Source organism: Gordonia sp. ABKF26 (assembly GCF_041103195.1).
GTDB lineage: Bacteria > Actinomycetota > Actinomycetes > Mycobacteriales > Mycobacteriaceae > Gordonia > Gordonia terrae.
The window spans coordinates 1-24,316 of record NZ_JBGCVZ010000003.1 but is presented as its reverse complement, the minus strand read 5'-3'; the positions used below and the strand labels follow the sequence as shown (position 1 = coordinate 24,316).

The 24,316-nt window shown below is 66.9% G+C and carries 27 protein-coding genes and 3 tRNA genes; 15 read left to right on the top strand and 15 right to left on the bottom strand.

All coding sequences use genetic code 11. The annotated features are described in order from the left end of the window. Positions 1 to 327 precede the first annotated feature (327 nt). Entirely contained in the window at positions 328 to 1,143 is an 816-nt protein-coding gene (locus AB4Z55_RS00675) for a class I SAM-dependent methyltransferase (protein ID WP_369518919.1), read from the bottom strand. Between the two features lie 222 nt (positions 1,144 to 1,365). Here AB4Z55_RS00675 and AB4Z55_RS00670 point away from each other — a divergent pair, with 222 nt between their 5' ends. Beyond that, positions 1,366 to 2,082 carry a winged helix-turn-helix transcriptional regulator gene (locus AB4Z55_RS00670; RefSeq protein WP_369518918.1) on the top strand — a complete coding sequence of 239 codons (717 nt, stop codon included), beginning with the start codon at positions 1,366 to 1,368 and terminating at the stop codon, positions 2,080 to 2,082. 16 nt (positions 2,083 to 2,098) lie between these two features. Here the strand turns inward: AB4Z55_RS00670 and AB4Z55_RS00665 are convergent, their stop codons facing one another. From AB4Z55_RS00665 to AB4Z55_RS00655, 3 genes are all read right to left on the bottom strand, one after another. After that, positions 2,099 to 2,899, bottom strand: a complete 801-nt coding sequence (locus AB4Z55_RS00665) for an ABC transporter permease subunit (RefSeq protein ID WP_101820658.1) — start codon at positions 2,897 to 2,899, stop codon at positions 2,099 to 2,101. Next, entirely contained in the window at positions 2,896 to 3,864 is a 969-nt protein-coding gene (locus tag AB4Z55_RS00660) for an ABC transporter ATP-binding protein (protein WP_004021801.1), read from the bottom strand. The genes AB4Z55_RS00665 and AB4Z55_RS00660 overlap by 4 nt, the downstream gene beginning before the upstream one ends. Before the next feature lie 135 nt (positions 3,865 to 3,999). Then, positions 4,000 to 5,088: a magnesium transporter CorA family protein gene (locus tag AB4Z55_RS00655; RefSeq protein WP_369518917.1), complete on the bottom strand. Its 1,089-nt coding sequence runs from the start codon at positions 5,086 to 5,088 to the stop codon at positions 4,000 to 4,002. A gap of 151 nt (positions 5,089 to 5,239) precedes the next feature. Here AB4Z55_RS00655 and AB4Z55_RS00650 point away from each other — a divergent pair, with 151 nt between their 5' ends. Continuing rightward, entirely contained in the window at positions 5,240 to 6,487 is a 1,248-nt protein-coding gene (locus AB4Z55_RS00650) for a hypothetical protein (RefSeq protein WP_004021799.1), read from the top strand. On the opposite strand, the gene AB4Z55_RS00645 is transcribed toward AB4Z55_RS00650, so the two are convergent. Beyond that, positions 6,461 to 6,970, bottom strand: coding sequence for an acyl-CoA thioesterase (locus AB4Z55_RS00645; protein ID WP_369518916.1), 510 nt, complete (start codon positions 6,968 to 6,970; stop codon positions 6,461 to 6,463). The two genes, AB4Z55_RS00650 and AB4Z55_RS00645, sit on opposite strands and share 27 nt — an antisense overlap. Positions 6,971 to 7,159: 189 nt before the next feature. On the opposite strand from AB4Z55_RS00645, the gene AB4Z55_RS00640 reads away from it, so the two are divergent. Beyond that, positions 7,160 to 8,137, top strand: a complete 978-nt coding sequence (locus AB4Z55_RS00640) for an alpha/beta hydrolase family protein (RefSeq protein ID WP_101820662.1) — start codon at positions 7,160 to 7,162, stop codon at positions 8,135 to 8,137. A gap of 34 nt (positions 8,138 to 8,171) precedes the next feature. On the opposite strand, the gene hisC is transcribed toward AB4Z55_RS00640, so the two are convergent. Then, a complete protein-coding gene (gene hisC, locus AB4Z55_RS00635; RefSeq protein ID WP_369518915.1) occupies positions 8,172 to 9,239 on the bottom strand; it encodes a histidinol-phosphate transaminase in 1,068 nt (355 codons plus the stop codon). Positions 9,240 to 9,357: 118 nt separating this feature from the next. On the opposite strand from hisC, the gene AB4Z55_RS00630 reads away from it, so the two are divergent. Both AB4Z55_RS00630 and AB4Z55_RS00625 read left to right on the top strand, forming a co-directional pair. Continuing rightward, positions 9,358 to 9,450 (top strand) — tRNA-Ser (locus AB4Z55_RS00630). Positions 9,451 to 9,502: 52 nt separating this feature from the next. Next, a tRNA-Arg gene (locus AB4Z55_RS00625) sits at positions 9,503 to 9,578 on the top strand. Positions 9,579 to 9,792: 214 nt separating this feature from the next. On the opposite strand, the gene helR is transcribed toward AB4Z55_RS00625, so the two are convergent. After that, entirely contained in the window at positions 9,793 to 11,970 is a 2,178-nt protein-coding gene (helR, locus tag AB4Z55_RS00620) for an RNA polymerase recycling motor ATPase HelR (protein WP_369518914.1), read from the bottom strand. Positions 11,971 to 12,502: 532 nt separating this feature from the next. Between helR and AB4Z55_RS00615 the strand changes: the two genes are divergently transcribed. Together AB4Z55_RS00615 and AB4Z55_RS00610 are read left to right on the top strand one after the other, a co-directional pair. Beyond that, a complete protein-coding gene (locus AB4Z55_RS00615) occupies positions 12,503 to 13,288 on the top strand; it encodes a hypothetical protein (RefSeq protein ID WP_369518913.1) in 786 nt (261 codons plus the stop codon). A gap of 161 nt (positions 13,289 to 13,449) precedes the next feature. Beyond that, positions 13,450 to 14,004 (top strand): putative glycolipid-binding domain-containing protein, encoded by a 555-nt coding sequence (locus AB4Z55_RS00610; protein WP_239402192.1) that lies wholly within the window; start codon positions 13,450 to 13,452, stop codon positions 14,002 to 14,004. An 18-nt stretch (positions 14,005 to 14,022) separates the two neighbouring features. Here the strand turns inward: AB4Z55_RS00610 and AB4Z55_RS00605 are convergent, their stop codons facing one another. Then, on the bottom strand, positions 14,023 to 14,997 hold the full coding sequence (locus tag AB4Z55_RS00605; RefSeq protein ID WP_369518912.1) for a prephenate dehydrogenase: 975 nt from the start codon (positions 14,995 to 14,997) through the stop codon (positions 14,023 to 14,025). Between the two features lie 78 nt (positions 14,998 to 15,075). On the opposite strand from AB4Z55_RS00605, the gene AB4Z55_RS00600 reads away from it, so the two are divergent. The 5 genes from AB4Z55_RS00600 to AB4Z55_RS00580 all read left to right on the top strand — a co-directional run bounded on the left by AB4Z55_RS00600 (position 15,076) and on the right by AB4Z55_RS00580 (position 17,022). Next, complete coding sequence (locus AB4Z55_RS00600) at positions 15,076 to 15,618, top strand: tRNA adenosine deaminase-associated protein (RefSeq protein WP_004021790.1); 543 nt, start codon at positions 15,076 to 15,078, stop codon at positions 15,616 to 15,618. A gap of 19 nt (positions 15,619 to 15,637) precedes the next feature. After that, complete coding sequence (locus tag AB4Z55_RS00595) at positions 15,638 to 16,102, top strand: nucleoside deaminase (RefSeq protein ID WP_369518911.1); 465 nt, start codon at positions 15,638 to 15,640, stop codon at positions 16,100 to 16,102. A 122-nt stretch (positions 16,103 to 16,224) separates the two neighbouring features. Beyond that, positions 16,225 to 16,494 (top strand): hypothetical protein, encoded by a 270-nt coding sequence (locus AB4Z55_RS00590; RefSeq protein ID WP_004021788.1) that lies wholly within the window; start codon positions 16,225 to 16,227, stop codon positions 16,492 to 16,494. Positions 16,495 to 16,644: 150 nt separating this feature from the next. Beyond that, positions 16,645 to 16,854 carry a CsbD family protein gene (locus tag AB4Z55_RS00585; protein ID WP_004021787.1) on the top strand — a complete coding sequence of 70 codons (210 nt, stop codon included), beginning with the start codon at positions 16,645 to 16,647 and terminating at the stop codon, positions 16,852 to 16,854. A gap of 77 nt (positions 16,855 to 16,931) precedes the next feature. After that, a tRNA-Ser gene (locus tag AB4Z55_RS00580) sits at positions 16,932 to 17,022 on the top strand. Between the two features lie 63 nt (positions 17,023 to 17,085). Here AB4Z55_RS00580 and AB4Z55_RS00575 read toward each other — a convergent pair. After that, positions 17,086 to 17,766 (bottom strand): MspA family porin, encoded by a 681-nt coding sequence (locus AB4Z55_RS00575; protein WP_369518910.1) that lies wholly within the window; start codon positions 17,764 to 17,766, stop codon positions 17,086 to 17,088. Between the two features lie 47 nt (positions 17,767 to 17,813). Then, a complete protein-coding gene (locus AB4Z55_RS00570) occupies positions 17,814 to 18,482 on the bottom strand; it encodes an MspA family porin (RefSeq protein ID WP_369518909.1) in 669 nt (222 codons plus the stop codon). Between the two features lie 231 nt (positions 18,483 to 18,713). Here AB4Z55_RS00570 and AB4Z55_RS00565 point away from each other — a divergent pair, with 231 nt between their 5' ends. The 3 genes from AB4Z55_RS00565 (at position 18,714) to AB4Z55_RS00555 (ending at position 21,066) form a co-directional block, all read left to right on the top strand. Then, positions 18,714 to 19,796, top strand: a complete 1,083-nt coding sequence (locus AB4Z55_RS00565) for a tyrosine-type recombinase/integrase (protein ID WP_369518908.1) — start codon at positions 18,714 to 18,716, stop codon at positions 19,794 to 19,796. Further along, the gene (locus AB4Z55_RS00560) at positions 19,797 to 20,120 is read left to right on the top strand and encodes a helix-turn-helix domain-containing protein (RefSeq protein WP_369518907.1); all 324 of its coding nucleotides are present in this window, start codon (positions 19,797 to 19,799) and stop codon (positions 20,118 to 20,120) included. It begins immediately after the preceding gene. A gap of 418 nt (positions 20,121 to 20,538) precedes the next feature. Then, positions 20,539 to 21,066 carry a site-specific integrase gene (locus tag AB4Z55_RS00555; RefSeq protein WP_369518906.1) on the top strand — a complete coding sequence of 176 codons (528 nt, stop codon included), beginning with the start codon at positions 20,539 to 20,541 and terminating at the stop codon, positions 21,064 to 21,066. A gap of 27 nt (positions 21,067 to 21,093) precedes the next feature. Here the strand turns inward: AB4Z55_RS00555 and AB4Z55_RS00550 are convergent, their stop codons facing one another. The 5 genes from AB4Z55_RS00550 to AB4Z55_RS00530 all read right to left on the bottom strand — a co-directional run bounded on the left by AB4Z55_RS00550 (position 21,094) and on the right by AB4Z55_RS00530 (position 24,176). After that, positions 21,094 to 21,747 (bottom strand): DsbA family protein, encoded by a 654-nt coding sequence (locus AB4Z55_RS00550; protein WP_369518905.1) that lies wholly within the window; start codon positions 21,745 to 21,747, stop codon positions 21,094 to 21,096. Further along, complete coding sequence (locus tag AB4Z55_RS00545) at positions 21,744 to 22,085, bottom strand: DUF3703 domain-containing protein (RefSeq protein WP_369518904.1); 342 nt, start codon at positions 22,083 to 22,085, stop codon at positions 21,744 to 21,746. Before AB4Z55_RS00545 ends, AB4Z55_RS00550 begins: the two co-directional genes overlap by 4 nt. Then, positions 22,069 to 22,797: a cation transporter gene (locus tag AB4Z55_RS00540; protein ID WP_369518903.1), complete on the bottom strand. Its 729-nt coding sequence runs from the start codon at positions 22,795 to 22,797 to the stop codon at positions 22,069 to 22,071. The genes AB4Z55_RS00545 and AB4Z55_RS00540 overlap by 17 nt, the downstream gene beginning before the upstream one ends. After that, complete coding sequence (locus tag AB4Z55_RS00535; RefSeq protein WP_369518902.1) at positions 22,797 to 23,132, bottom strand: ArsR/SmtB family transcription factor; 336 nt, start codon at positions 23,130 to 23,132, stop codon at positions 22,797 to 22,799. Before AB4Z55_RS00535 ends, AB4Z55_RS00540 begins: the two co-directional genes overlap by 1 nt. 96 nt (positions 23,133 to 23,228) lie before the next feature. Next, on the bottom strand, positions 23,229 to 24,176 hold the full coding sequence (locus tag AB4Z55_RS00530; protein WP_369518901.1) for a hypothetical protein: 948 nt from the start codon (positions 24,174 to 24,176) through the stop codon (positions 23,229 to 23,231). Positions 24,177 to 24,316 lie beyond the last annotated feature (140 nt).

Sequence of the window (24,316 nt, the reverse complement as noted above, 5' to 3'; positions counted from 1 at the left end):
CGGATCACGCAAGCCGATTGTGGCCCAGTGGCTTCGACTCGGCGCCTCGACCTCGACGCGCTCCTTCGTCGCTTGCTCGGCCCGGCGGCTGCGCTCGGTGCCGGCTCAACCAGCGGTGGGGTGGCTCGGCGAGTGGCTTCGACTCGGCGCCTCGCTGGCGCTCGGTGCCGGCTCAACCAGCGGTGGGTGCGGCGCTGGCTCAACCAGCGGTGGGGTGGCTCGGCGAGTGGCTCCGACTTGGCGCCTCGACCTCGACGCGCTCCTTCGTCGCTTGCTCGGCCCGGCGGCTGCGCTCGGTGCCGGCTCAACCAGCAGAGGGGCGCCGGGTCAGGTGACGGTCAGCACAGCTCGGAGGTACTCCCACTCCATCCGTCCGTCGGTGAGGTAGCGGTCGGCGTGGGCGGCGATGGCGGCGTCGAGTTCGGCGACCCGCGCGGGGTCGTCGCCGATGTTGCGGTACGCCACGATCGTCGGTCCATAGTGGGCCTTGAAGAACTCGCGGAACGCCGCGCCGTCGTCGAACTCGCTGATCTCCACGGTCTCGGTGACGAACTCATGGTTGGTGACACCGGAACCGAACAGCGACCGCACGTGGTCGGCGTCGCCCCAGAGCGGACCCGGCTGCGCCCCGGGCGGCGGTGGCGGGGCGTACGGCTTCATGACCACGAACAGTTCGCCGATGAAACCTGTTGGCGTCCAGTTGATCAGCCCGATCCGTCCGCCGGGTCGTACGATGCGAACGAGCTCGTCGGCACACTTCTGATGGTTCGGCGCGAACATGACCCCGACGCACGACGTCGCGATGTCGAACTCGTTGTCGTCGAACGGGAGATCCTCGGCGTCGGCGGTACGCCAGGTGATCGGCAGGTCGCGGTGCCGGGCTTCGCCCACGGACAGGAGCTCGGGTGTGAGGTCGCTGGCGACGACGTGCCCGCCGGCCTCGGCCGCGGGTACGGCCACATTCCCGGCGCCGGCGGCGACGTCGAGGACCTTGTCCCCGGCGGTGACGTGCATTGCGTCGACGAGGCGTCGACCCAGCGGTGCGATGAGGTCGGCGACGGCCGGATAGTCGCCGGAGGCCCAGAGCTTGCGGTGGCGAGCCTTGATCTCGGCGTCGAACGGGGCGCGTTGCGAAGTGGTCATGATGGAAGTCCCTCGAGTCGTCGGATGGCTGTTGTCCGTGACCGGACACAACGAGCATCCGACGAAGCCCGGCCCGGGCTCTAGACCAAGATCTGTACCGGTGGCAGTTCAGTTTCTGTACTGGTCATCAGTCGACGACGGGTGTGTACTGGGTCGAGGAGGGTTTCGACACGGCGCCTCGCTTCGCTCGGGGCCGGCTCAACCAGCAGCGGGGAGGCTGCGATGACATCGTATGGACAGTTCTGTCCGGTGGCCAAGGCGATGGAGTTGCTCGACGAGCGGTGGACAATTCTCATCGTTCGCGAACTCCTCCTGGGTAGTAGACATTTCAACGAGCTACGACGCGGCGTGCCGAAGATGTCGCCGGCACTGCTCACCAAACGGCTGCGAAGTCTCGAGCGCGCGGGGGTGATCAACCGCTCGGAGGTCGGCGCCGGGAGCGGAGCGAGCGGGCCGAAAGGTGGCACAGTCGGCGGACGTTCGGTGTACACACTGACGGCGATGGGCGAGGAGCTCACGACGGTCGTGGAGGCGTTGAGCGCGTGGGGTATCCGCTGGATCGGCGAACTCGGCGACGCCGACCTCGACCCCCATCTGCTCATGTGGGACATGCACCGCACCGTCCCGATCGACCGGTGGCCGCGCCGACGAACCATGGTGCAGTTCGTCTTTCGAGACGTCATCGGCAAGGCGAGTACCTGGTGGCTGGTCGTCGCCGGCGGTGAGGCGCAGGTGTGCGACTTCGACCCCGGCTACGAACTCGACGCCACCGTGGTGACCGATTTGCGTACTCTCACCGAGATCTGGCGTGGCGACATCGACTGGCGTCTCGCGCTCACGAGCGATCGGGTCGAGATCCACGGTCCCGCGGAGGTGGCTCGGGACGTGCCGTCGTGGATCGGTCAGAGCCTCACCTCGGCGATTCCGCGGCCGGCCTGAGCACGGCTGACCCGGTTCAGGCGATGTCGCGCCGGAACGTCGTGTACCGACCGATGATCGCGAACGCGGCGATGTAGGCGAGCATCACGAGCGCGCCGGCCCACTGCGGGAGCAGGTCGTCGCTCCCGCCGCCCATCGTCGCGAAGAAGCTCGATCCGACAAGGGCGTCGGCGGCCGACCCGGGCAGGAACTTCGACACCGAGGACGTGACGTCGAACGTCGCGAGTGCGATGCGCGCGATGGGTTCGACGAGCTGGGTGAAGGCCAGCAGGATCACGATCGCGGCGACCTGGTTGGACACCACCGCGCCGAACGCCACGCCCATCGCCGTCCACAGCACCATCACCAGCATCGAGAGACCGATCACCTCGAGGGTGGAGCTGTCACCGAGGAACGCGCCGTCCCCGACCGTGGCGAGGATCGGGGCTGCCGTCGCGACGACCGCCAGCGTGCCCAGGACGCCGTAGAGCAGGCCCATCGGGATACCCGCGATCAGCTTCGCCACCAACAGGACTCCGCGTCGGGGCTCGACGAGCAGGCTCGCGGTGATGGTCTTGTGCCGGAATTCTCCGGTCACCGCGAGGCTGCCGATCACGAGGGCGAACACATAGCCGATCGGGCTGGTGAGCGCGTAGATCGAGCGTGCCAGGTCGGCGCCGACGAGGGTCGTGGGTTGTTGCATCGCATTCTCGGTGGTCATCGAGAAGGCCAGTGCCGCACCGATGAAACCCAGGTAGACGACCATGGCGATGAGCAGAACCCACCACATCCTGGTGGAGGTGAACTTGCGGTACTCGGCGATCAGCGCGGCCCTCATCGGACAGCCTCCGGCGACGTCGGGCCAGCGGCCGGGGGACCGGGTGGACCGCTCGGGAAATGACTCGTCGGTGCGTCCGACGACCTCGTGAGGTTCAGGAAGACCGCCTCGAGGTCGGCGCCGACGTCGGCGAGCTGGTGGAGTTCGATGCCCGCGGCGAAGGCCGCCGTACCGACCGTGGCAGCGCTCACGCCGGGAATCCGGAAACCGTCGTGGGTGTCCTCGACCTGCCAGCCGCGCTCACCCGCGAGCGCGACGAACGACGCCCGCGACGGGGTCCGCACGACGACCGCGTGCTCGGCCAGCGCCTCGAAGTCGGCGAGCGTCGACGCCCGGACCAGCTTGCCGTTACCGATCACCACGACGTCGTCGACGGTGCTCCGCACCTCGGCGAGCACGTGGCTGGAGACGAGAACCGTCCGTCCCTCGTGGGCCAGTGAACGGAGCAGTCCGCGCAGCCACACGATCCCCTGCGGATCGAGTCCGTTCGCCGGCTCGTCGAGCAGGATGATCTGCGGGTCGCCGAGCAACGCGGTGGCCAGGCCGAGGCGCTGCCGCATGCCCATCGAGTAACCGCCGACGCGGCGGTCCGCGGCCTGGGCGAGTCCGACGAAGTCGAGCACTTCCCGGCATCGTGACGTCGGGACGCCGACCTGTGGAGCGAGTGCTTTGAGGTGCCCGAGTCCGGTGCGCCCGGGGTGGAAGCTCGACGCCTCCAGTGCCGCGCCGACGTGCTGGGCGGGTTGCGGGATCTGCCGGAACGGACGGTCGCCGATCAGCGCCCGGCCGGTGGTCGGTTCGACCAGGCCCAGGAGCATCCGCAGGGTCGTGGTCTTGCCCGAACCGTTCGGTCCGAGAAACCCGGTGACGCGACCGGGCGCAACGGTGAACGAGAGGTCGTCGACCGCGGTCAGGCTGCCGAACCGCTTGGTGAGACCGTCGATCGTGATCGCGGGTGACTCCATCGGTGCCTTCCGTTGGTGGGTTGGCCACTTACGCTATCAAACGCGCTCGTAATCAACCGGATTCGCGAGAATACGCCGGAAAGAGCCGGGAGTTGGTGCGCAATCTGTTGCGGCGCAGTCCAATCGGAGTTCAGCTCACAGCCAGTCGCGTTTACGGAACGAGAGGTAGAGGCCGACGACCACCACGACGATGAGCGTCGTGCTGGTGATGAAGCCGAGTAGTCGCTCGAAACCGGGGAACGGCACATTCTGTCCGTAGAAGCCGGTGATGGCGGTCGGCACGGCGATGATCGCGGCCCACGCGGTCAGCTTCTTCATGACCGTGTTGAGGCGCGCGTCGGCGAGGGTCAGGTTGGTCTCGAAGACGGTGGTGATCATGTCGCGCAACGACTCCGTCCACTCCGATGCGCGCAGCGCGTGGTCGTAGAGATCGGAGAAATGCGGATCGAGTTCGGGCGGCGCGTGGTTGTCGAAGCGTCGTCGCTGGATGCCGGCGATCACCTCGCGCATCGGCAGGACCACCCGCCGTAGGACGACGAGGTCCTTGCGCAGGTCGTAGGTTCTGCGTTGCAGCTCGCGCCCCGGGATGCGCTCGTCGAAGAGCAACGCCTCGAGATCTTCGATCTCGTCGTCGAGGCGCTGCACGGCGTCGAAATGTCCGTCGACGACGACGTCGAGCAAGCCGTGCACGAGCGCGCCGATCCCGTATTGCATGGCCCCGCTGTCCGACCACCGCCGCATGACCTCGTCGATGTCGAGCGCCGGGGTCGGTCGCACGGTGATCAGTGCGTTGCGTTTGACGAAGACGGAAATGCGGTGCAGGTCGAACATTCGCGCCCGTCCGTTCGCAGAGGGGCGGAAATCGGTCGCCGCGGAGCCGTCATCGTCATCGTCCCGGTCCTCGGACGGTGCGTCTCCGTTGTGCAGCGACACCGCGTAGACCATCACGAAGGTGTGCCCGGTGTACGTGACGGTCTTGACCCGCTCGGCCGCCGCGACGGTGTCCTCGATCGCGAACGGGTCGAGTTCGAGTTCGTCGGCGAGCCGGGACAGCGTCTCGTGGGTGGGACATTCCAGATCCGCCCAGATCAGCTTCTCGGGATCCTCCAGGCAGTGGGAGATCTCGCCGAGGTCGAAGCCGTCCACCGGGTCACCGTTCCGCCAGATCTGACCGCGGATGCGTTCGACGCCGCGAGGTTCCGACACATCCGAGGGCACTGTCATGTGGCCATCGTGACACCGTCGGACGTTTTCCGGCGGTTCGACAGGCAGTGGCGACGTCGGTCACGCCGGGTGGTCGTCGTCCGCGGGTAGCATCGAAATCGGTGTCTGTGACGGGAACGGACACCGAATCTCCAGGTAAGGCGGCGACGACATGGTCGACAGCAGTTCCCGCGGACATCGGTTGATGCCCGCGCGCACGAGCGAACAGATCCGCGAGTGGTGCGATCGTTCCGCGGTGCCGGGCGAGCGGCGCGAACTGTCCGACACCGCGGCGCTGCTCATCGCGTCCGGATATCTCACCCCGGGTGGGCGGGCGATCGTGGTGCGCCGGATCTCCACCGGCCGGCCGATGCCGTCGATGTCCGCGGGCTTCGGCGACCTCCGGCGCATGCAGCGCGCGATCGTCCAGATCGAACACCAGTTGTCGAGTCCGGTGGTGCCCGGCGTGGTCGGTGCCGTGATGCGCAACCGGCTCAACGGTCTGCAGCGCCGCCGCGAGGACGCCCGCAAGCAGATCGTCGCCGCCAAGGGTGTGTTCGCGTCGGGAACGAGGGCGATCCGGCGCGAGCGGCGCGAGAACGTCTATCTCGAGATCGAGGAACGGGACCGGCTCTTCGCCGGCCTGCTGTGCACGCCGACCCCCAACGTCAACACGTCGAGCTATGTCCGTCGCGCCGGAACCGCGGCGTTCGACCGGATCGCCGGCGTGGTCGGGCAGGTGGCCGCGAAGTCGGGCAACTCGCAGGCGGGGCAGTGGGCCGACCAGTTCCTGTCCGGCGTGCGCGAGGCGCCGGGCGGTGCCGCGCAGGCCGGTGCGCCTCGCGCCGCGACCTTCGTTGACGGTTACGAGACGCTCTTGTTCATCACCGGCCACTACTACGACCGCATCCTCGGCAACCCCGCGTGGCGTTCCGACCACTTCGAGGTCCAGCGCACCCAGGTGAACCTGCATGCCGAGGTCGCCGAGATCGCCGCCGACGTCATCGCACTGCGAGCTGTCCGCATCGACCTCGATCGGGCCAAGCGCAACGGCGGCTTCGACCGCACCTTCGCCGCGCAGATCGATCAGCGTGAGACGACGCTGCGACCGGTGTGGACCGAGCTCATCGACCGCGTCCAGGCGCTCGGCGAGGTCGCGCACGTCGTCGAGTCCGCGGCCGTCGAGTTACAGGTCCTCGCCGAGTACAACAAGGCGGCCACGCTGGATGATCGCATCGACGCGCTGATCGCGAGATCAGGCGACCGGGAGATCTCCGTCGACAACGCCAAGCGACTCACCGAGCAGGTCCGCAGCGGTGAAGAGCAACTGCGGATCTATCGAGATGTGTTGCAGGGCAACATCGCGCGGATCTCGCCGGCGGTGCCTCGCGAGCTACCCGCCCGCTACGAGCCCTCGTGACCACGCGCTGAGGTAGTCCTTCTCGGCGGGGGTGGGCCTTCGCAGGGTGTGCTTCTCGATGTCGACGACGGCCATCTGCGTACTCGCCACACATGCCGGACGACTGTCGGCTTCTGCGCCGGCACTGCGGATCTCGTAGCCGATGGTGAAGTCCACCGAACGAAAACCCTTGATCCACATCCCGATTCGCAGTGGCGAGTCGTCGTGGCGCAGCTGCGCCTGGTATCGGATGTCGACGTGCACGATCATCGCGCTGGTGATCAGCGGGGCGTGGTCCTCGCCGGCGCTCAACAGCCACGCGATGCGCGCCTCCTCCATGAGCGTGACCATCCGCGCGTGGTTGATGTGACCGAACGCGTCCATGTCCGACCATCGCACCCCGACGTCGGCGACGTACGCGAAGTCGTGTCGTCCGAGCCTCTCGGTCGACGGTGCGTCGTCTGGCTGGGGAGGCTGGGGGTGAACAGCAGGTGAACTGGGCATCGTCGACTTTCCTCGGCGGTCCCGGTGACCGTGAGACGCCGTGGTCACGGCCTTCCACTCCGCTGGACGCCGGGTAGTCTGTGAGTCTAGATGTCCGCGCCGCGCCGATCCGACCGGCGCGGACGCGTACGTGGTGACACGACGGGTCCGAGTGCGCTCGGGGGGACTGTCGGCGAGGGAGTTGGCTGGATGTCGAGGCGATTGATCGCAGGTCTGGTGTGCCTGATGGTGGGGATTCTGTCGACCCCCGCCATTGCCGACGCGGCTCCCAAACAGGTGGCGCGGATCGCCAAGTCCGAGAAACTGAGCGCTCTGCGCACCGACATCTGGGTGTTCTCGCCGGCGATGAACGAGCGGATCAAGCTCTCGGTGCTCACGCCGGTCGGCGGTTCGGCGCCGCGCTCGACGGTCTACATGCTCGACGGCGCGGGTGCCGAGGGCGAGGTCAGCGACTGGATCACCAAGGGTCGGGCCGGGCGCTTCTTCGCAGACAAGAACGTGAACGTCGTGCTGCCCACGGGCGGCAAGGGCACCTTCTACACCGACTGGCAGAAGAAGGACGCGGCGCTCGGGAAGCCGATGTGGGAGACCTTCCTGACCAAGGAGCTGCCCCCGCTGATCGACGAACGGTTCGACGGCAACGGCCGCAACGCCGTCATCGGGCTGTCGATGGGCGGACAGGCCGCCTTCTCGCTGGCCATCCGTCATCCCGAGATGTACACCGGGGTGGCCTCGCTCAGCGGTTGTCCGCCGGTGTCCGGGCCGGTCAACGAGGCGTATGTCCGGGGGACCGTCGGCCGCGACGGCGGCGACGCCACCAACATGTGGGGCCCGTTCGGTTCCGCGGGCTGGCGCGCGCACGATCCGAGCCTGCATCTGGACCGGTTGCGGGGGAAGAACATCTTCATCTCCGCCGGGTCGGGTGCCGTCGGTCCCCTCGACCTCCAACGACAGATCGATCCGGAAGAGGGGCCGCGCGAGGTCGTGACCGCGTCGTCGTCGGCACTCGAACTGGGTGCATACCGGTGCTCGCTGGAATTCGCCATCACGCTGCGCGCGGCGGGGGTGCGCTACACGGACGGGTTCCGGCTCATCGGGACCCACACGTGGGCGTACTGGGAGCGCGATCTCGAGGTCCTCTGGCCGACGATCGGCCGTGGGCTGTAGTCGACCGCGGGCTCGCGATCGCGACGACAGATCGTCAGGCCCGCGGGCCCTCCCAGTTCTCGGCGAACCGTAGGAACACGTCGTCCTCGGTGGCGTTGGTGACGGTCACCCGGACGCCGTCACCGTCGAACGGGCGGACCACCACACCGGCGTCGACGCAGGCGCGTGCGAATTCCATCGACGCCGCCCCCAGCTCGAGCCACACGAAGTTGGCCTGCGAGTCCGGCACCCGGTATCCGGCGTCGCGCAGTCGAGCGGTGACGCGGGCACGTTCGGCGACGACCGCGTCCGTGCGGGCCAGCAGCTGCTCGCCGGCGTCCAGGCTGGCGAGCGCTGCGGCTTGCGCCACGCTGCTGACCGAGAACGGGATGTGGACCTTTCCGAGGGCTGTGATGACCTCCGGGTCGCCGATGGCGTACCCCACCCGCAACCCGGCCAGTCCGTACGCCTTGGAGAAGGTCCGCAGCACCACCAGGTTGGGGAACTCGCGGCGGAGCTCGAGTGCGTCGTACGCCTGATTCGACGGCAGACGCAGGTACTCGAAGTACGCCTCGTCGAGGGCGACGACGATGTCCGACGGCACGCGTTCCAGGAACTCGCGCAGATCGTCCGCTTCGACGACGGTGCCGGTCGGGTTGTTCGGGTTGCACACGAAGATGAGCCGCGTGCGGTCGGTGACCGCGTCGGCCATCGCGCGCAGGTCGTACGTCAGGTCTCCGGTGAGCGGGACCTGCACCGGTGTCGCGCCCGCGACGCGGGTCGCGAGGGGATAGGTCTCGAACGACCGCCACCCGAAGACCACCTCGTCGCCCGGTCCGCTCGTGATGAGGATCAGGTTCTGGCAGAGGATGACCGATCCGCAGCCGACCTGGACCTCGTCTTCGGTGACACCGAGACGCTTGGCCAGCGCCGCGGTCAGCTCGACCATCCCGTTGTCGGGGTAGCGGTTCACGGCTGCGGCCGCGGCGCCGATGGCGTCGACGACGCTCGGCAGCGGACCTTCGGTGACCTCGTTGCTCGCGAGTTTCACCGCTCCCGGAAACGTCTTGCCCGGCACGTACACGGGAAGGTCGTCCAGGTCGGGGCGGATTCGCAAGCTCACCCGACCAATGTAGGCCGCGACCCCGGAGACGCAGAAACCGGCTCTGACCAACCGGTTTGCTTGTGGACGCGAAGGGTGTGTAACCTTTCGACTCGGCAGTTCGAAAGGACTCCGCCAGGGAGGCGTGCCAGAGCGGCCGAATGGGACTCACTGCTAATGAGTTGTTCCGCTTAAAACGGAACCGGAGGTTCAAATCCTCTCGCCTCCGCCACCGCAGTCGGCCGACGGCGGTACAACTGAAGAGCTGTACAACTGAATATCACGCGCCCGTAGCTCAACGGATAGAGCATCTGACTACGGATCAGAAGGTTTGGGGTTCGAATCCCTACGGGCGCACCACAGAGGCCCGTCACCGATCCCGGTGGCGGGCCTCTTCTGTGTGCGCCGGACCCTGGGTGGGTGGACGAGGTGCCGGGGCACACGCTCTGGGGCACGGCGGCTGTCAGGCGGAGGCCGATGAGCTCGCGGATGATCCGTCGTGGTGCCATCCATCCTCGCCGGGGATCACGGCGTCGACACGAGTACGGCACTACCCCACTCGGCGAGGGGGTGACTACGCGCGCAGAATCACCAGCTGCTGGGTCGCCCGGGTCATCGACACGTAGCAGTCGACCGCACCCTCGATGCCCGTGCCGAAGGAGTCGGGCTCGACGAGCACGACGAGATCGAACTCGAGTCCCTTGGCGAGGGTCGGGGTGAGCGACCGCACGCGGTCGGTCCCGGCGAACCCCGGTTCGCCGATCACGCAGGCGATCCCGTCTCGATGCGTCGACGTCCACTCGCCGACCACGGCGTCGAGGTCCGCGCGGTAGCCGTACGTGACCGGAATGTCCGCCCGCCGAACAGAAGTCGGCACATTCGCGTCGGGGAGAACCGCGCGGATGACGGGTGCAGCCGCGTCCATGATCTCCTCGGGGGTTCGGTAGTTGATCGTGAGTCCCGCCGCTGTGACGTCGCGCAACCCGACCCGCTCGAGTCGCTCGGCCCAGGACTCGCCGAATCCTCGGCGGGCCTGTGCGCGGTCGCCGACGACGGTGAAGCTCTTCGACGGGCAACGATCGATCAGCATCTGCCACTGGGCGTCGGTCAGTTCCTGGGCCTCGTCGACGACGATGTGCGCGAACGGCCCGGCCAGCGGGCCGGTGGTCTCACCGTCGAGGTCGTCCCCGAGGTTGTGGCGCAGGTTCCCGTGTCGCAGCATCGCCATCAACCCCTCGCCGTCGTCGTGGACCTGGGCGGCGATCAGGTCGTCGACCACCTGGTCGATCTTCTCGCGCTCCGCCTCCCGGTCGGAGCGCTGCCTACGACGACGGGCCGACGCCGCCGGGTCGCCGATCCGGCGGTGGGCGCGGTCGAGGATCGGCAGGTCGGCCTCGGTCCAGGCGTCCGGGGTGCTGCGCTGGAGTGCGCGGACCTCGGTGGCCGCCAGCCACGGCGCGCACATGCGGAGGAAGGCCGGCACCGACCACAGGTCACCGACGATCTCCGTGGCGTCGAGCACCGGCCACGCTCGCGAGAAGGCCGTCACGAGTTCGTCGTTCGCCGCCAGTGCACGACGCAGCGCGTGGTGCGGCACGTCGTCGTCGTGTCGCGACGCGATGATCGACATCAGCTCCTCCCAGACCTCGTCGCGGGCATCGTTGTGCGCCGTGCCGCGTTCCGGTACGTCGAAGGCCTCCGCCCAGTCGGTCGGGGTCAGAGTTGTCTCGGCCCAGGGCGTTTCGACGACAAAGGGTGCTGTGGGTGGTTGTTCGTAGAACTTGACCGCCGGTTCGACGGCCTCGACGATGCGAGCCGACGACTTCAACCGTGCGACGGCGGCGTCGGCTTCGGTTGTCGCCGAATCGCTTTCGGTAACCAGATCGGCGAGAGTGCATGTCTGGACACTCACCTCGCCGAGGCTCGGCAACACATCGGCGACATACGAGAGGTAGGGCCGGTGGGGCCCGACGACGAGCAGCCCGCCCCGATTGCCGGCGAGGCGCGGATCGGCGTAGACGAGGTAGGCGGCACGATGCAGCGCGACGACGGTCTTGCCGGTCCCGGGCCCGCCGTCGACGACGAGGGCGCCGTGCGATCCGGCGCGGATGATCGCGTCCTGATCGGTGGCGATGGTGCCCAGGACATCCCGCATGCGCGGAGAACGACTGGCACCGAGGTCGGCGAGGAAGGCCGACTGGTCGTCGAGTGCCGCGTGTGAGGCGAGCACCGCCGGGTCGTCGACGAAGACCTCGTCCCAGTAGTCGGTGATCCGACCGTGTGTCCAGCGGTAGCGGCGTCTGCTCCGCAGCCCCATCGGGTCACGCCGGGTGGCGGCGAAGAACGGCGCGGCCAGCGGCGTGCGCCAGTCGACGAGCAGGGTGTCGCCGGTGGGATCGGTCAGACCGAGCCGGCCGATGTACAGGGTCTCCCCGTCGTCGCGGACCAGGCGGCCCAGGCAGAGGTCGAGGCCGAATCGGCGCAGAGATCGAATGCGCGCCCCGAGCTGGTGGATCTCCATGTCGCGGTCGACGGCCCGGCGGCCCTTGCCGCCGGCTTCGCGCCGCAGTCCCTGCAAGCGTTCGTCGGCGTCGGCCAGCGTGCGGCGCAGATTCGTGGTGATCGAGGTGAAGTGTCGAGCGTCGTCGGCGATGAGGGCGGGATCGTTCTTCGGGGAGAGGCGGTGAGGGAGGTCGAACACCGCGGTGGTCGTCGAAGTCGCGTCGGAGGGGGCGTCGGGGGCTGAGGTCACAGAGAGGGGCTCCGAATCGGCAGGCGGCAGGGTGGTCTCGGCAGGTGAGACAGCGATTCTGCACCGCATGGGGGGCCTTGCGGCAAGCCCCTGTCCAGGGCTTATGGTGAAAGGGGAAGAGCGATCGTCGGGCGCGCGGGTGAAACGGACCCCGGTTTCATGTGATCCGATGACCCATCAGCTGTTGCGGGCCGCGATGGTGTGTGTGAAAGTACTTTCAGTTCACTACGGTGAACTCCTATCGGTGGGGCCTGTCAGGGGGCTGCCGCCCCCGAGCGCACGGGGGCGGGGCGGCAGCGCGGCCACAGCCTGCATTTTCCGGTCTCCCGGGTCGCGACTCATTCGACCGACTGGTCCGCTTCTCAGCACCGCATCGACGTGACCTGCGGCTTTCCGATCGTCGGCGTGAGCACCAGACCTCGCGCCGTAAGGTCGGAGGTGGAATGACACGCGGCGTCGCCCCGGTCCGCCGGTTCGGGGTGGGTGCTTCGACGCGTCGACGACGACGCAGGATCTCGACCGGAGGCCGACGATGGGACAGCCGTACGGGGAGCCGAACCACGGCGCCCGTGATTCGCGGCACCGCGGCGAGGCCGGCGGCCTGCCCGCCGGGTCGCCCCGCGACCTCTACGGCCTGCCCGGCGCGCCACAGCTCTATCCCCCGCTCGGGTACGCCTCCGACGGCACCCCGATGTTCCGTCCCGGCCAGCCGACGAACACCGAACTGAGCCTGGCCGAGCGCGCGGAGCGCGCAGAGGCGGAGCGCATCGCGACCGCCGAGCGCGAGGCCGACAGCTCAGCCGGTGAGTCCCGTTCGCGCATTCTCGACGTGCCCACCGCGACACTGATTCTGACGCTCGGGGTGGTGGTGCTGCTCGTGGTGGCCTTCGTCGGTTTCCTCGGTCTGCGCAACGGGTCGTCGGACGAACCGGTCGCGGACTCGCCGCTCATCACCGACACGATGCCGATCCCGCGCACTTTCGAACCGCCCAGCCTCACCCCGCCCGAACCGGGACAACAGCTTCCGGGTCAGCCCGGTGAGCGAATCGACCCGCAGAACAAGCCGGTGACCTACGAGGCGACCATCGACGGGCAGGCCACCATCCTGTACGTCGACGACGCCGGCCTGCGCTCCGAATTCGCCCCGACGAATCCGTGGACGGTTCGCTTCACCGGCGGGATCAACCCGCTGCGTCTGTTGGTGATCGCGGGGACGGGTAGCTCGGTGAGCTGTTCGATCACTGTCGACGGCGAGAAGGTGGTGGAGGACACGGTGACGCCGTCGTCGACGCGCCGAACCGCGTCCTGCATCGCCTAGGTGTTCACGTCCCCGTCACCGCGAATACCGCGTGTCGGTCGGATGACCTGCTCGTCCGATGTGTGATCGGGGCCGTGGCTCGCTACCGTGGTCTCGTGAGTTCTCCGCAGACAGCCCCTGACAGCGGTCAGTCCTCCGCCTCCACCGACGAGTTCAAGACGATGCTCACGTGGCGAGGCGAGGACACCGATCGACTCGAACAGGTCCGCCTGGTCGTGTCCGGCACGCGCCTCAAGGCATACGGACGGATCATCGCCGCGGCGACCGCCGACCACGAGGCGTTCTCCGCGTCGTACGAGCTGCAGACCACCGATGCCGGTGTGGTCAAGCGGCTGACCGTGCACCTGGTGCGCGCCGATGGCGAGACGCAGTTCGGCATCACCCGCGACGACGAGGGCACGTGGCTGATCCGTCGCCCCGACGGCGAGACCACCCGCTCGGACTTCGGCGGCGCGCAGGACGTCGAGCTTGCCCTGTCGCCCATGTTCAATTCCCTGCCGATCCGTCGCGGCGATGTGTCGGCCTCGTCGACCGAGGCCGCCGAGGTCCCCGTCGCCTACATGTACCTGCCGAGTGGTGAGGTGAAGCCGGCGACGATGTCATACACCGCGGTCCAGGGCGGCTTCGAGGTGGACTCGCCGCTCGCGACGACCACGATCACCGTCGACGACAACGGTTTCGTCCTCGACTACCCGGGTCTCGCGCGCCGGGTCTGAGGGCGGTCGGTCCCGACCTCAGCCCACCCACACCCGGCCCTGGTGGGCCTGACGACGCAGTTCTTGCTGCCAGCCGTCGTCGCCGACGGTCACCCCGCTGATGACCTCAGCGGTTCCGGAGTGCAACTGCTCGTAGGCCGACCGGGCACGGTGCCCGTCGTCGACGAGCACTTCGACGGTGCCGTGGTCGCGGAGTTCGTCGCGCGCTGCGATGAGACGGTCGATGGTCTCACTGAGGACGTTGAGCACCGCGATGCCGTTGGCCTCGATCATCGCGCGTTGCAGGGCCGGTGCCGTGCCGGCGACCCGGGTTCCGTCGCGGAAGCTGCCCGCCGCCAGCCGCAGGGCGAGATCGCTCTCCCCGGCTCCGACGGCGGCGGTGGCCGCTGCGGTCAGATGCGGCAGGTGAGAGATCGCGGCGACCGCCCGGTCGTGCGCGTCCGGAGCCACCGGCACCACACGTGAGCCGACGGCCACAGCCAGCGAGGCCACCGTCAGCCAGTCGTCCGACGCCGTGTCGTCGGTGGTGGTGACCGCCCACATGGCCCCGTCGAAGAGGGCGGCGTCGGTCGCTGCCCAACCCGACGAACTGGTTCCCGCCATCGGATGGCCGCCCACGTACCGGCCACCGGGGTGGAGGTGGGCGAGCACGCGCGCGACTTCCTGCTTGACGCTGATGACGTCGGTGACCAGGACGCCGGGGGCGTGTTCGGCGAGAGCGGTCACCAGCGGCTCGATGGTCGTCACCGGCGTCGCCAGCACGACCAGCGCGTCCGACGCCGCCGCCCGCTGAAGTGTCGCAACGAGATCCGCAGACGCGTCATAGCCGTCGCGGGTGGCGGCGTCGACCGTCGCGGTGGACCGGTTGTAGCCGAATGCGTCGTGTCCGGCGTCGTGCAGGGCCCGCAGCAGTGACCCGCCGATCAGCCCGAGACCGAGCACGCACACCGGTCGGGGGAGGACGGGAGCGGGGGACGACGGCGCGGCAGACACCCTGACACGTTCCCATACCGGTCACGCACGGTGAACCGGGACTTGGGAGTACCGGTGATAGGGGCTACGGTTTGCTGCATGGCCGGTGCCGGATTTGGGAAGTCGGGGTCGAACGCGCAGGACGTGGACGACGACATCGACGGTTTCGCCGTGGCGGTCGTCCGCGACGAGAGTGGCTGGAAGGTCACCGCGATGAAACCGTCGGCGCTCTCCGACCTCGAGGACGCCGAAACCCAGTTGCGTGAGCTGCGTTCCGCGGGCGCGGTGTTCGGGCTGCTGGATGTCGACGACGAGTTCTTCATCATCGTGCGGCCGTCCCCGACGGGAGCGCGTCTCCTGATCTCCGACGCGACCGCCTCCGTCGACTATGACATCGCGGTCGACGCGCTGGACGCGCTGAACGTCGAGGTGCCCGACATCGATCCGGACGAGCTCGACCAGATCGATCCGTGGGAGGAAGGGGACCTCGGGTTGCTCGCCGATCTGGGACTGCCCGACGCGGTGATGAGCATCATCGTCGGCGACACCGATCTCTACGCCGACGAACAGCTCGGCATGATCGCGGCACGGCTCGGCTTCGCCGACGAGCTGGGCAAGGTCCTCGACTCCCTCGGCCACTGAGTCGGCACGAACTCGTGCGATGAGTGCGCCCGCCTGGGAGGCCATGGTCCGTGCGGCGCTCGACGCGGCAGCACTCTCGGGGACCGACGACGTTCCCATCGGCGCGGTCGTGTTCGACCCGGAAGGCATCGAACTGGCTCGCGGCGCCAACCGCCGCGAGGCCGATGGCGATCCGACGGCACACGCCGAGGTGCTCGCTCTGCGTGCGGCGGCGCGGGCGTTCGGTGACGGCTGGCGCCTGCCCGGATGCACGATCGCGGTGACCGTCGAACCCTGCACCATGTGCGCGGGCGCGATCACGCTGTCCCGGGTCGACGCCGTCGTGTTCGGAGCATGGGAGCCCAAGACGGGCGCGGTCGGCTCGCTGTGGGACGTCGTGCGCGACCCGCGGCTGTCGCATCGGCCCCAGGTGAAGGGTGGCGTGCTCGAACCCGAGTGCCGCGCCCTCATGGTCGACTTCTTCGCCACCCGACGACATCCGTGACCGCGGCGTCTCGGGGTCGCGAGACATCAAGATCGGTGAGATCTCAGGGTTCCGTCCGGTGGTCGTGGCCGCTCGGTCCTGGCAGATTGGACTGCAGTACCCCCGACCCGCGAGGAGTAGTCATGACCGATCCGTCCGACAAGGTGACCGCGGCCTTCGACACCGCGAAGGCGAAGATCAACGAACTCGCCGAGAGCGGCAAGGTCCAGGAGGCGCTGGGTACCGCCCGCGACAAGATCGACGAGTTCGTCGAGAGCAAGCAGGTGCAGGACGCCCTGGGCACCGCGAAGGACAAGCTCAACGACCTCGCCGAGAACGAGAAGGTCCAGGAGGCGTTCACCACCGCCAAGGACAAGCTCAACGAGGTGTCGCAGAAGTTCAACAACCGCTGACCTGGGGTTCTGCAGACCATCGTGGTCCTGTGGCACGGTGGAAGCAGGAGTCAGCTCCTGAGCGGCGGCGTTGGCGTCGAGCCGTGGCGCGACGAACGTCGTCGAGTTCTTCCACTCGGCCGATGGGCCGAACCCTATCGAGGAGGCTTCATGGGAACCACTGACGACGCACAGAACAAGGCCGAAGAGCTGAAGGGTCGCGGCAAGGAAGCTGCCGGCAGCCTCACCGACAACCAGGACCTCAAGAACGAGGGCAAGGGTGACCAGGCGCAGGCCCAGGGCAAGCAGAAGATCACCGATGCCGCTGACGCCGTCAAGGGCAAGATCGACGACGTCAAGGACAAGCTGACCGGCCACTGATCCAGCCGGCCGCCCGGCGGTGCTCGCCTGACCAGCCGATTTAAGTCTGACCGCCCCTCTGCGGTACAGTCTTCGGCGGTGGCGTGTCCGAGCGGCCGAAGGTGCAGCACTCGAAATGCTGTGTGCGGTAACCCCGTACCGAGGGTTCAAATCCCTCCGCCACCGCCAGAAATGGCCCCCCATCCTCACGGATGGGGGGCCATTTCGATGTTGTGGCCGCGGTTCCGCGGATCAGCCCATGCTGAACGGCTTCCCGTACACGGCGATCGATTGCGACACCTTGTCGGTGGTGATGCTCACCTTGGCGTAGGAGCGGGCCTGTGCGTAGCCGGCACAGCCGTTCACCATCATCGTCTCGTTGGTGTACGCCAGGGTGCCCTTGCCGCCGGCGAAGCTGATCGACGACGAGTGTCCGGCTGCACCGAACGCGTCCTTGTACTCACGGTCGTTGATGACGTAGTTGACCGCCTGGCCGGGGCCGATGGTCACGCCGGCGCCGGTCTCGGCCGTCGTGGTCGCACTCTGGAGGTCGAAGTCGGGTGCGGTCGCGCCGGCCCGGCTGTTCGAGTTGCCGCCGAGGGTGAGCTGGCAACCGACGATGTAACCCGCGCCGACGCCGATCTTCGCCGCCTTGTCGGAGGTGGTCACCACGTACTTGCCGGAGACCCATGCATTGCGGTGCAGGGGCGTGCCGCCCATGGAGGGGTTGATCCGCGCGGATTCGTTGCTGCGTGTGATGGTCACCGTCGTACCGTCTTTCAACTTCTTCGTGACGGACTGTCCGGGGAGTTGGACGGCGGTGTCGGCCTGCGCGGGTGCGGCGGTCAGCGCGGGCACCAGTGCCGCGCAGGCGATTGCGGTTGTGGCCGCGATGATCCGGGTGCGCGCGGCGGGGCGCTGGGGGACGGTCATGGGAGCTCCGATTCGGCGAGTCTTGGTCATTGTCAACGGGTTCGCGGTCAGCCGATGGAGAACGGCTTGCCGTAGAGGTTCACCTTCTGGTGCACCTCGCCGGTGGTCTCGATCGTGGTGAAGGCACGGGCCTGGGCGTACCCGCCACAGTTCTGCACATCGATCTGGGCGTCGTCGTAACCGAGATGGTAGGTGCCGGCCTTCTCGATGTTCTTGGTGTTCAGCACCACGAACGTGACGTCGCCGGCGGCAAGTGGAACGGTCAGGGTGCCCGAGAGCGACGGCGCGGTCGGGGTCAGCGAGCCGGACAGCCCGCCCTGGAGGCCCTTGATGTTCACCTGGCATCCGATGATGTAGCCGGTGGACAGTGTGGCGGCGGCGCCGTTCGTCGCGGTTCCGTTGCTCCCCGGTAGTGTCGTCTCGCCGGCCGCACCGACACTCGGCCCTGCCTTGGCGGGCTTGAGATGTGGTGCGTACAAGGTGATCTGGCCGCTGACCCAGGTGGTCCTGGACACGCCGTTCGCGGCCATCGACGCCGAGACCCGGGCGCTCTCCTCGGACCGGACGATCTGGATGCCCTCACCTTTCGCGGTGCCGCCCGGAAGTCGGACGAATGCGTCTGCGCCCGCCGACGCGGAGCCGGCGAGCAGCGCGGCAGTCACCGATCCGCCGATGAGTGCGGACAGTCCGACGGCCCGCAAGGTTCGTTGTGTCATCTCGTGCTCACTGGAGTGCAGGCGGGTTCTGTGTCGGACCGAAGAGGACGGTGGTCAGGTTGTTCCTGGTCTCGGGCCCCTTTGGTGGCGCAGGGAGAGCGCCGAAAATATGGCGATTACTGCGAGATTCTGACAGTTGGGGGCATATAGTGCGAGCTTATGGCAGATTTTCGAACCCGCCGAGCGGCTGCGGTTGCCGCCGAGGCGCCCGGGTCTGTCATACCCACTGGGTTGGCGGACGTCGAGGAGATACAAGCTGCGCGCTCTGATGCGGCTGATCTTGCCGATGAGTCGGCGTTCTTCGTCGAGACGATCGCGGAGTACGGCTGGGCGCGCGACGTCTCAGGACTGGCGCCTTCGACGTTGCAGTCGTTGGTCAGGCCCGTGCTGGAGGTATGTGACCATTATGGCTGTGTGCCTTGGCGTTTGACGTCTCGGCAGTTTGATCAGTACTTCTCCGGGCCGGGTAAACGCCACCACTCGACGATGCGTAAGAAGGCTAGTCAGGTCGACACGTACTTCGCCTTCCTCGAGCAGCGATACGGTGGTGAGATCGCACGTAGATTTGGCGTGACGGTTCGTTCGCCGGTCGACCCGTTCAACCGTCCCCGGCACCGCGGCGACTTCGCGTTGCGCATCCCTCCCTCGCAGCGGGCGATGACTGAGTTCTTCGCAGTATGGCGAGCGGATCTGGTCGAGTCGCGCAAGTACCCGGTCGCGGTGCGCGACTACGTCATGGCCAAGATTGCGTACTTGTCGGGGGTCCGAGCGAAAGAGCTGTGCGCGGTCAAGATTGGTGACGTGCACTGGGAGCGAGGGCACTGGGGCCGGTTTGTCGTGACCGGCAAAGGTGCACGCGGTTCGGGCCCGCGGCAGCGTGAAGCATTCCTCTTCGCGGAGGGACGGGAACTGCTCTGGTGGTACATCGAGAACATACGCGGCCAGTTCTGCGACGACGCCTCCAACGACTCGGCCCCGCTGTGGCCTTCAGAACGCCTGCCGACCGCGGTCGCGGCCTTGAACATGGCCACAGCATCGCCGATCCGCCCCGAGACTTTCCGCAAGGCACTCAAGCGAGCATCGCGAATGTATCTACCCGGGCCGGTCGATGAGCTGTTTCCCCACCTCCTGCGCCACGCCTGCGCGACGCACAACTACCAGAACGGTATGCCGCTGTGGGATGTGCAGCGGCTGCTCGGGCACCAATGGCCGAGCACCACGGTGGGTTATCTGGCATCTACGAGTGCCGATCCGGAGCACGCTGTGTTGACCTCCACGCAGCGCGCGGTCCGACGTCTGGGAATCGAGGGTTAGATGAAGTGGAATCTGAGAATGGTTGCCGCGCAACGGGACATATGGAGGCCGACACAACTCCTAAAGGCGTTCGAAGACGTGGGGTTTGAGCCATCACTGAGCAAGGTAGCGTCACTCTGGTCCAAGTCGCCGGTCACGATCCGTCTCGACGATCTGGACAAGATCTGCGCCGCGCTCGACTGCACCGTCGATGAGCTCATGCAAGCAGAACCCGTGCCGAGCCGCGCCACTCCCAACCAGGAGCAAAACGCTATCGGGCACAACCCCACGGCCGGCCGGCCGGTGCCACGCACGTCCGGTGGCCGATCGTTGCCGCCGAACTGACGACACGCACCCGGACATGGACCCCACTCCGACGCCACCGCCGGCGACGCCTGGCCGCGATGAGCGATCGGTACACCGCTACCTTCACGACGATGTTCCGCCCCAGTTTCGAGACGACATCACAGTCTGGATCCGGTCGCTACGCGGGGACGGTTCCCGACCCTCGATCCCCGTCCAGTGGGTCACAGTCCGAACTTACCTGGCCTTCTCCCTTCCAGCTCTACGTAATTGGGCGACCCGATACCAGTCTCTGCGAGAGGTCACACGGGACGACGTCGAGTCGGAACTCGAGGCACACCTCGGCGGCTCTGCGCCCAACGTGCATGTCGCACTACGATCACTGTTCGGTCGGTTACAGCGAGAGAATCGGATCTTCGCCGACCCAGCGCGAGGACTCGTCGGGCGGTACGCACGCCGGGTGCCGCAGTCGCTGCCCAGCAGTCAGTTACGTGCAGCGTTTGAGGTCACCCATTCGCCACGGGACCGGCTCATCCTGGCACTCGCTGCGGTGCACGCCTTGGGAGTGAAAGAGATACAGCAGTTGTCGATCGACGACGTCGACTTGGCCGGCGGGACGATCGCGATTGCTCGCCGCTCCGGCCGGCACACCGTGCCGCTCGATGAGGCCGTGCATCGGCTCATGCAACAATGGCTCGATCATCGTCATCGTCAATGGCCGCGAACGCAAAACCGGTACCTGATCGTCAGCAGAAACACAGCGCTACAACCAGATCAGGCGATGAGTCCTTACGGACTTACTGCCGTCTTCCGGAGAGTCGGACTCAGTGCCAGCAGACTTCGCGCTGACCGAATCTACGACGAAGCCACCCACACCGCCGACCCGGTCGTCCTGATGAAAGTGTTCGGCATCGGGGTCGGCACAGCAGTGCGCTACGTGCGGGCAGCGCACCCGACCCGCTTCCACCCCGACCCTGTCGCGGACTAGCAGCGGGACCGCCTGGCGACAGCTCGCCTAGTTCGTAGCCTGGTTGAGTGCGTCGGTCAGATCGTCGATCGAGGTGGGCTCTAGCCGCTGGTCGTCGAGGAAGAATGTGGGGGTACCCTGCACGCCGAGAGCCAGTCCGTCTGCGACGTCGGCGCGGATCCGGGCGAGCGTAGCCGGACTGTCATAGACGACATCGAAGGCCGTCATGTCCAGACCGAGGTCGACCGCGAAGCTGCGAAACAGATCGTCGGCTGGGGTTCGTTGTTCACCCCACTGAGCCTGTGTGGTGAACATGCGCTGATACATCTGCTCGAATCGTCCCTGTTGGGCGGCGGCTTCTACTGCACGAGCGGCCCGTTCGGCGTTGAAGTGACCGGGCATGGGGAAGTAGCGCACCACGAAGGTGACGCGGTCACCGTAGGTGCGCCGCATGTCCTCGATGATCGGATAGAGCGCGCCGCAGGCCTCACACTCGAAGTCGAGGAACTCGACGAAAGTGGCTTTGCTCTGCGGTGGCGAGGTCAGTCGATGGCTATCAGGTCGCACCACCAGATCTGAAACCAGTGCGGTGTCAGTCGGTGTAGGTGTGTCTTCTCTGTCGAGGAGCACCGCGACGCCGATGGCGAGCAGAATGGCAGCGAAAATCGACCACGCGATCTTGGTAGGTCTGCTGGTGTTCATGACTGCAACCGCGAGGCGATGTCGGCGGGAATCGGCATCGGGCGCATCAGGCCGGCGTCTACTCGTCCGGTGTTCCCTTCGGGGTAGCGTCCGCTCAGCGATCCTGGGGCAGCGACGATGATGCGCAAGACCTGTCCGAGCGCTTCGCGCCGATCATGCTGACGCACAGCGAACCTGAACATCGCGACGTGATTTTGGGTGTGCAACCAGGGGTCCGGCTGGGACACGATGTGGGCGCGTTCGAGATGATGCCACCGCTGCTCGGCCACCTCGGTGACAGCCGCAGCCGCCATCTCAGAACGGTAGAGGTCACGGGCGGAGTCACTGATGCGAGCCATCACGAGCCTCCTCAGCGCAGCAAGAACACCCGTGATCCTCGCCGGCACCGGCGAGCTGGCCAACAGGTGCGCAGCAGGCATCGCCCTTCCAAGCGTTGACGCCCTCACGCACCGCGATTGCGGCGATCACCAGCGCGGCGACCGGATCCGCCCATGACCATCCGAACAAACTGTTGAGCAACAAACCGACCAGCAACACCGCCGACAGGTACGTGCACAACAGCGTCTGCTTCGAGTCGGCCACAGCGCTCAACGAGCCGAGCTCGCGACCTGCGCGGCGTTCTGCCCACGACAGCAACGGCATGATCGCCAAACTAACCGCGGCCAACACGATGCCGATCGACGAATGCTCGGCCTCGCTACCTACCCCCAGCAGAGTGCGAATCGAGTCGACGCTCACGTACGCAGCCAACGCGAAGAACGAGAACGCAATGATCCGCAGCGCAACCTTCTCCCGCCGTTCGGGATCCTTGCCGGCAAACTGCCAAGCAACTGCCGCGGCCGAGGACACCTCGATCACCGAATCCAGGCCGAACCCAATCAACGCCCCGGACGAGACCCGCGCGCCTTCGCTGATCGCGATCACGGCCTCGATCACGTTGTAGGTGATGGTCGCTGCGACAAACCAACGGATACGACGCTGCAACAGCTCCCGGCGTTCGACACTCAGCGACGGACGGCCAAGACTCGGTAGGCCCAGCTCGGCGGCCATCAGCAGCACCCCTGGTCGCCGGAGTCGGGGCAGCACGACGGGTCCACCGCGAGCACCAAGCCGAGTAGATCGTCGAGCGCGTGCCCAATCCGGCTGTCAGCCAGTTCATAACGACTACGCCGGCCCACCGGCACTGCAACCACCAGACCGCAACCCCGGAGGCATGCCAGGTGGTTCGACAATGCTTGCCTCGACACCCCGATCGTGTCGGCCAAGTCCGCCGGATAGGCCGGACCGTGCCGCAGCCGCAACAGCACCTGCGTGCGGGTCGAATCAGATAGCGCGTAGCCGAACCTCGTCAGAGCGTCCCGCTGTGCAGTCACAACAGTTCCCATGACGCGTACTGTACATGGATCTGTGTATTCAGAAAATAGTGAACATCGACGTGCTGGGCGGCCGTAGGAGCGGGCGGCAGGTGCAGGTCGCGTCCGTCATTCAGAACCGGCGCGTTCCATCACGACACGAGCGGCACGATCAAATCTGGCGGCAAACAGAGAGTTGTCTTTTCGACGATGAAACCCCCAGGTGTCGCGGTACTCGCGGTAGAAGAAACCCATCGCGGTCAGGTAGTGACGCTCAACGGTCAGAAGCTTCGCGACGACGCGACGCAGTTGGTCAGCCGAGGCAGGTGATGAAGCGTCAGGGGCCAGCCGGTAGGCCGCCAGACGATGAGACCACGTGCCCTCGAGGTAGTCCGCCCAGTCGACCTGGTGTTCCGTGAGCACGTCGACAGTTTCAGGCATCGCGTCTGCGGCAACTGCCGCCGCGATGTAGGCCATCTTCTTCGACGACCAATTGTGAACCGCAGCGATATCACCAGCAAGCCGTTCGACGTCGTTGGCGTTTGTCTTGTCAACGACTGCCTCCATTACATCTAGATTCACGTCGGTAGCGACCTGGCCCGCGGCGGGCCAGTCCACCTCCTGCGCGAGCGGGAAGCCCTGCGCGTAGACCGCCCGCTCCACCCGGTACTCGTCCAGCGCGGTCGTTGCCAGCGCATAAAGCACCTGTTCGCCCATCTGCGGCGAACGAAGGTCAAGGTCGGGATGGCCCTCCATCCGCGAATGGATCAGAGCATGTCCGGCCTCGTGCGCCAGTAGTCGGCCGAGCTGTGCGAGTTCCAACCCGCGCACGGGTTCAGCGTTCACCACGATCACCTGGCAGTCGTCAGATACCGGGATTGTCTTCGCAGCAACGACATTCGTTCCACGGGCAGTGTCGTACGTCGTTGAACTCAACAGATCGCGAACCTCGCTGACGAAGTCGTCACAGATCACAACCTCCGCGGACGCAGGACACGACATTCGATCCAGCCCTTCGGACATCGTCGCTAGCTGATCGCTGGAGAAGCCGGCACGGTTGTCAATGCGAATACCCACGCTGAGCAGCCTAAGCGTCACCTACGACATGTTCAGACGCGTCACTTCGCCACGAACTTGCCCGCCCATCGACCTGAGCTCGATCTTGTGCCGCCAGTTCATCTCGGACGCAGGTGCAGAATTCCGGAACCCACCCGACT

Excerpts from the sequence above, each read along its gene's own strand:
- AB4Z55_RS00575 (WP_369518910.1), bottom strand. The coding sequence starts at position 17,766 with ATGACCGTCCCCCAGCGCCCCGCCGCGCGCACCCGGATCATCGCGGCC.
- AB4Z55_RS00535 (WP_369518902.1), bottom strand. The coding sequence starts at position 23,132 with ATGGGAACTGTTGTGACTGCACAGCGGGACGCTCTGACGAGGTTCGGC.
- AB4Z55_RS00545 (WP_369518904.1), bottom strand. The coding sequence starts at position 22,085 with ATGGCTCGCATCAGTGACTCCGCCCGTGACCTCTACCGTTCTGAGATG.
- AB4Z55_RS00655 (WP_369518917.1), bottom strand. The coding sequence starts at position 5,088 with ATGACAGTGCCCTCGGATGTGTCGGAACCTCGCGGCGTCGAACGCATC.
- AB4Z55_RS00650 (WP_004021799.1), top strand. The coding sequence starts at position 5,240 with ATGGTCGACAGCAGTTCCCGCGGACATCGGTTGATGCCCGCGCGCACG.
- AB4Z55_RS00540 (WP_369518903.1), bottom strand. The coding sequence starts at position 22,797 with ATGGCCGCCGAGCTGGGCCTACCGAGTCTTGGCCGTCCGTCGCTGAGT.
- AB4Z55_RS00595 (WP_369518911.1), top strand. The coding sequence starts at position 15,638 with ATGAGTGCGCCCGCCTGGGAGGCCATGGTCCGTGCGGCGCTCGACGCG.
- AB4Z55_RS00550 (WP_369518905.1), bottom strand. The coding sequence starts at position 21,747 with ATGAACACCAGCAGACCTACCAAGATCGCGTGGTCGATTTTCGCTGCC.
- AB4Z55_RS00615 (WP_369518913.1), top strand. The coding sequence starts at position 12,503 with ATGGGACAGCCGTACGGGGAGCCGAACCACGGCGCCCGTGATTCGCGG.
- AB4Z55_RS00610 (WP_239402192.1), top strand. The coding sequence starts at position 13,450 with ATGCTCACGTGGCGAGGCGAGGACACCGATCGACTCGAACAGGTCCGC.
- AB4Z55_RS00660 (WP_004021801.1), bottom strand. The coding sequence starts at position 3,864 with ATGGAGTCACCCGCGATCACGATCGACGGTCTCACCAAGCGGTTCGGC.
- AB4Z55_RS00585 (WP_004021787.1), top strand. The coding sequence starts at position 16,645 with ATGGGAACCACTGACGACGCACAGAACAAGGCCGAAGAGCTGAAGGGT.
- AB4Z55_RS00600 (WP_004021790.1), top strand. The coding sequence starts at position 15,076 with ATGGCCGGTGCCGGATTTGGGAAGTCGGGGTCGAACGCGCAGGACGTG.
- AB4Z55_RS00590 (WP_004021788.1), top strand. The coding sequence starts at position 16,225 with ATGACCGATCCGTCCGACAAGGTGACCGCGGCCTTCGACACCGCGAAG.
- AB4Z55_RS00640 (WP_101820662.1), top strand. The coding sequence starts at position 7,160 with ATGTCGAGGCGATTGATCGCAGGTCTGGTGTGCCTGATGGTGGGGATT.
- AB4Z55_RS00645 (WP_369518916.1), bottom strand. The coding sequence starts at position 6,970 with ATGCCCAGTTCACCTGCTGTTCACCCCCAGCCTCCCCAGCCAGACGAC.
- AB4Z55_RS00570 (WP_369518909.1), bottom strand. The coding sequence starts at position 18,482 with ATGACACAACGAACCTTGCGGGCCGTCGGACTGTCCGCACTCATCGGC.
- AB4Z55_RS00670 (WP_369518918.1), top strand. The coding sequence starts at position 1,366 with ATGACATCGTATGGACAGTTCTGTCCGGTGGCCAAGGCGATGGAGTTG.
- AB4Z55_RS00675 (WP_369518919.1), bottom strand. The coding sequence starts at position 1,143 with ATGACCACTTCGCAACGCGCCCCGTTCGACGCCGAGATCAAGGCTCGC.
- AB4Z55_RS00665 (WP_101820658.1), bottom strand. The coding sequence starts at position 2,899 with ATGAGGGCCGCGCTGATCGCCGAGTACCGCAAGTTCACCTCCACCAGG.
- AB4Z55_RS00560 (WP_369518907.1), top strand. The coding sequence starts at position 19,797 with ATGAAGTGGAATCTGAGAATGGTTGCCGCGCAACGGGACATATGGAGG.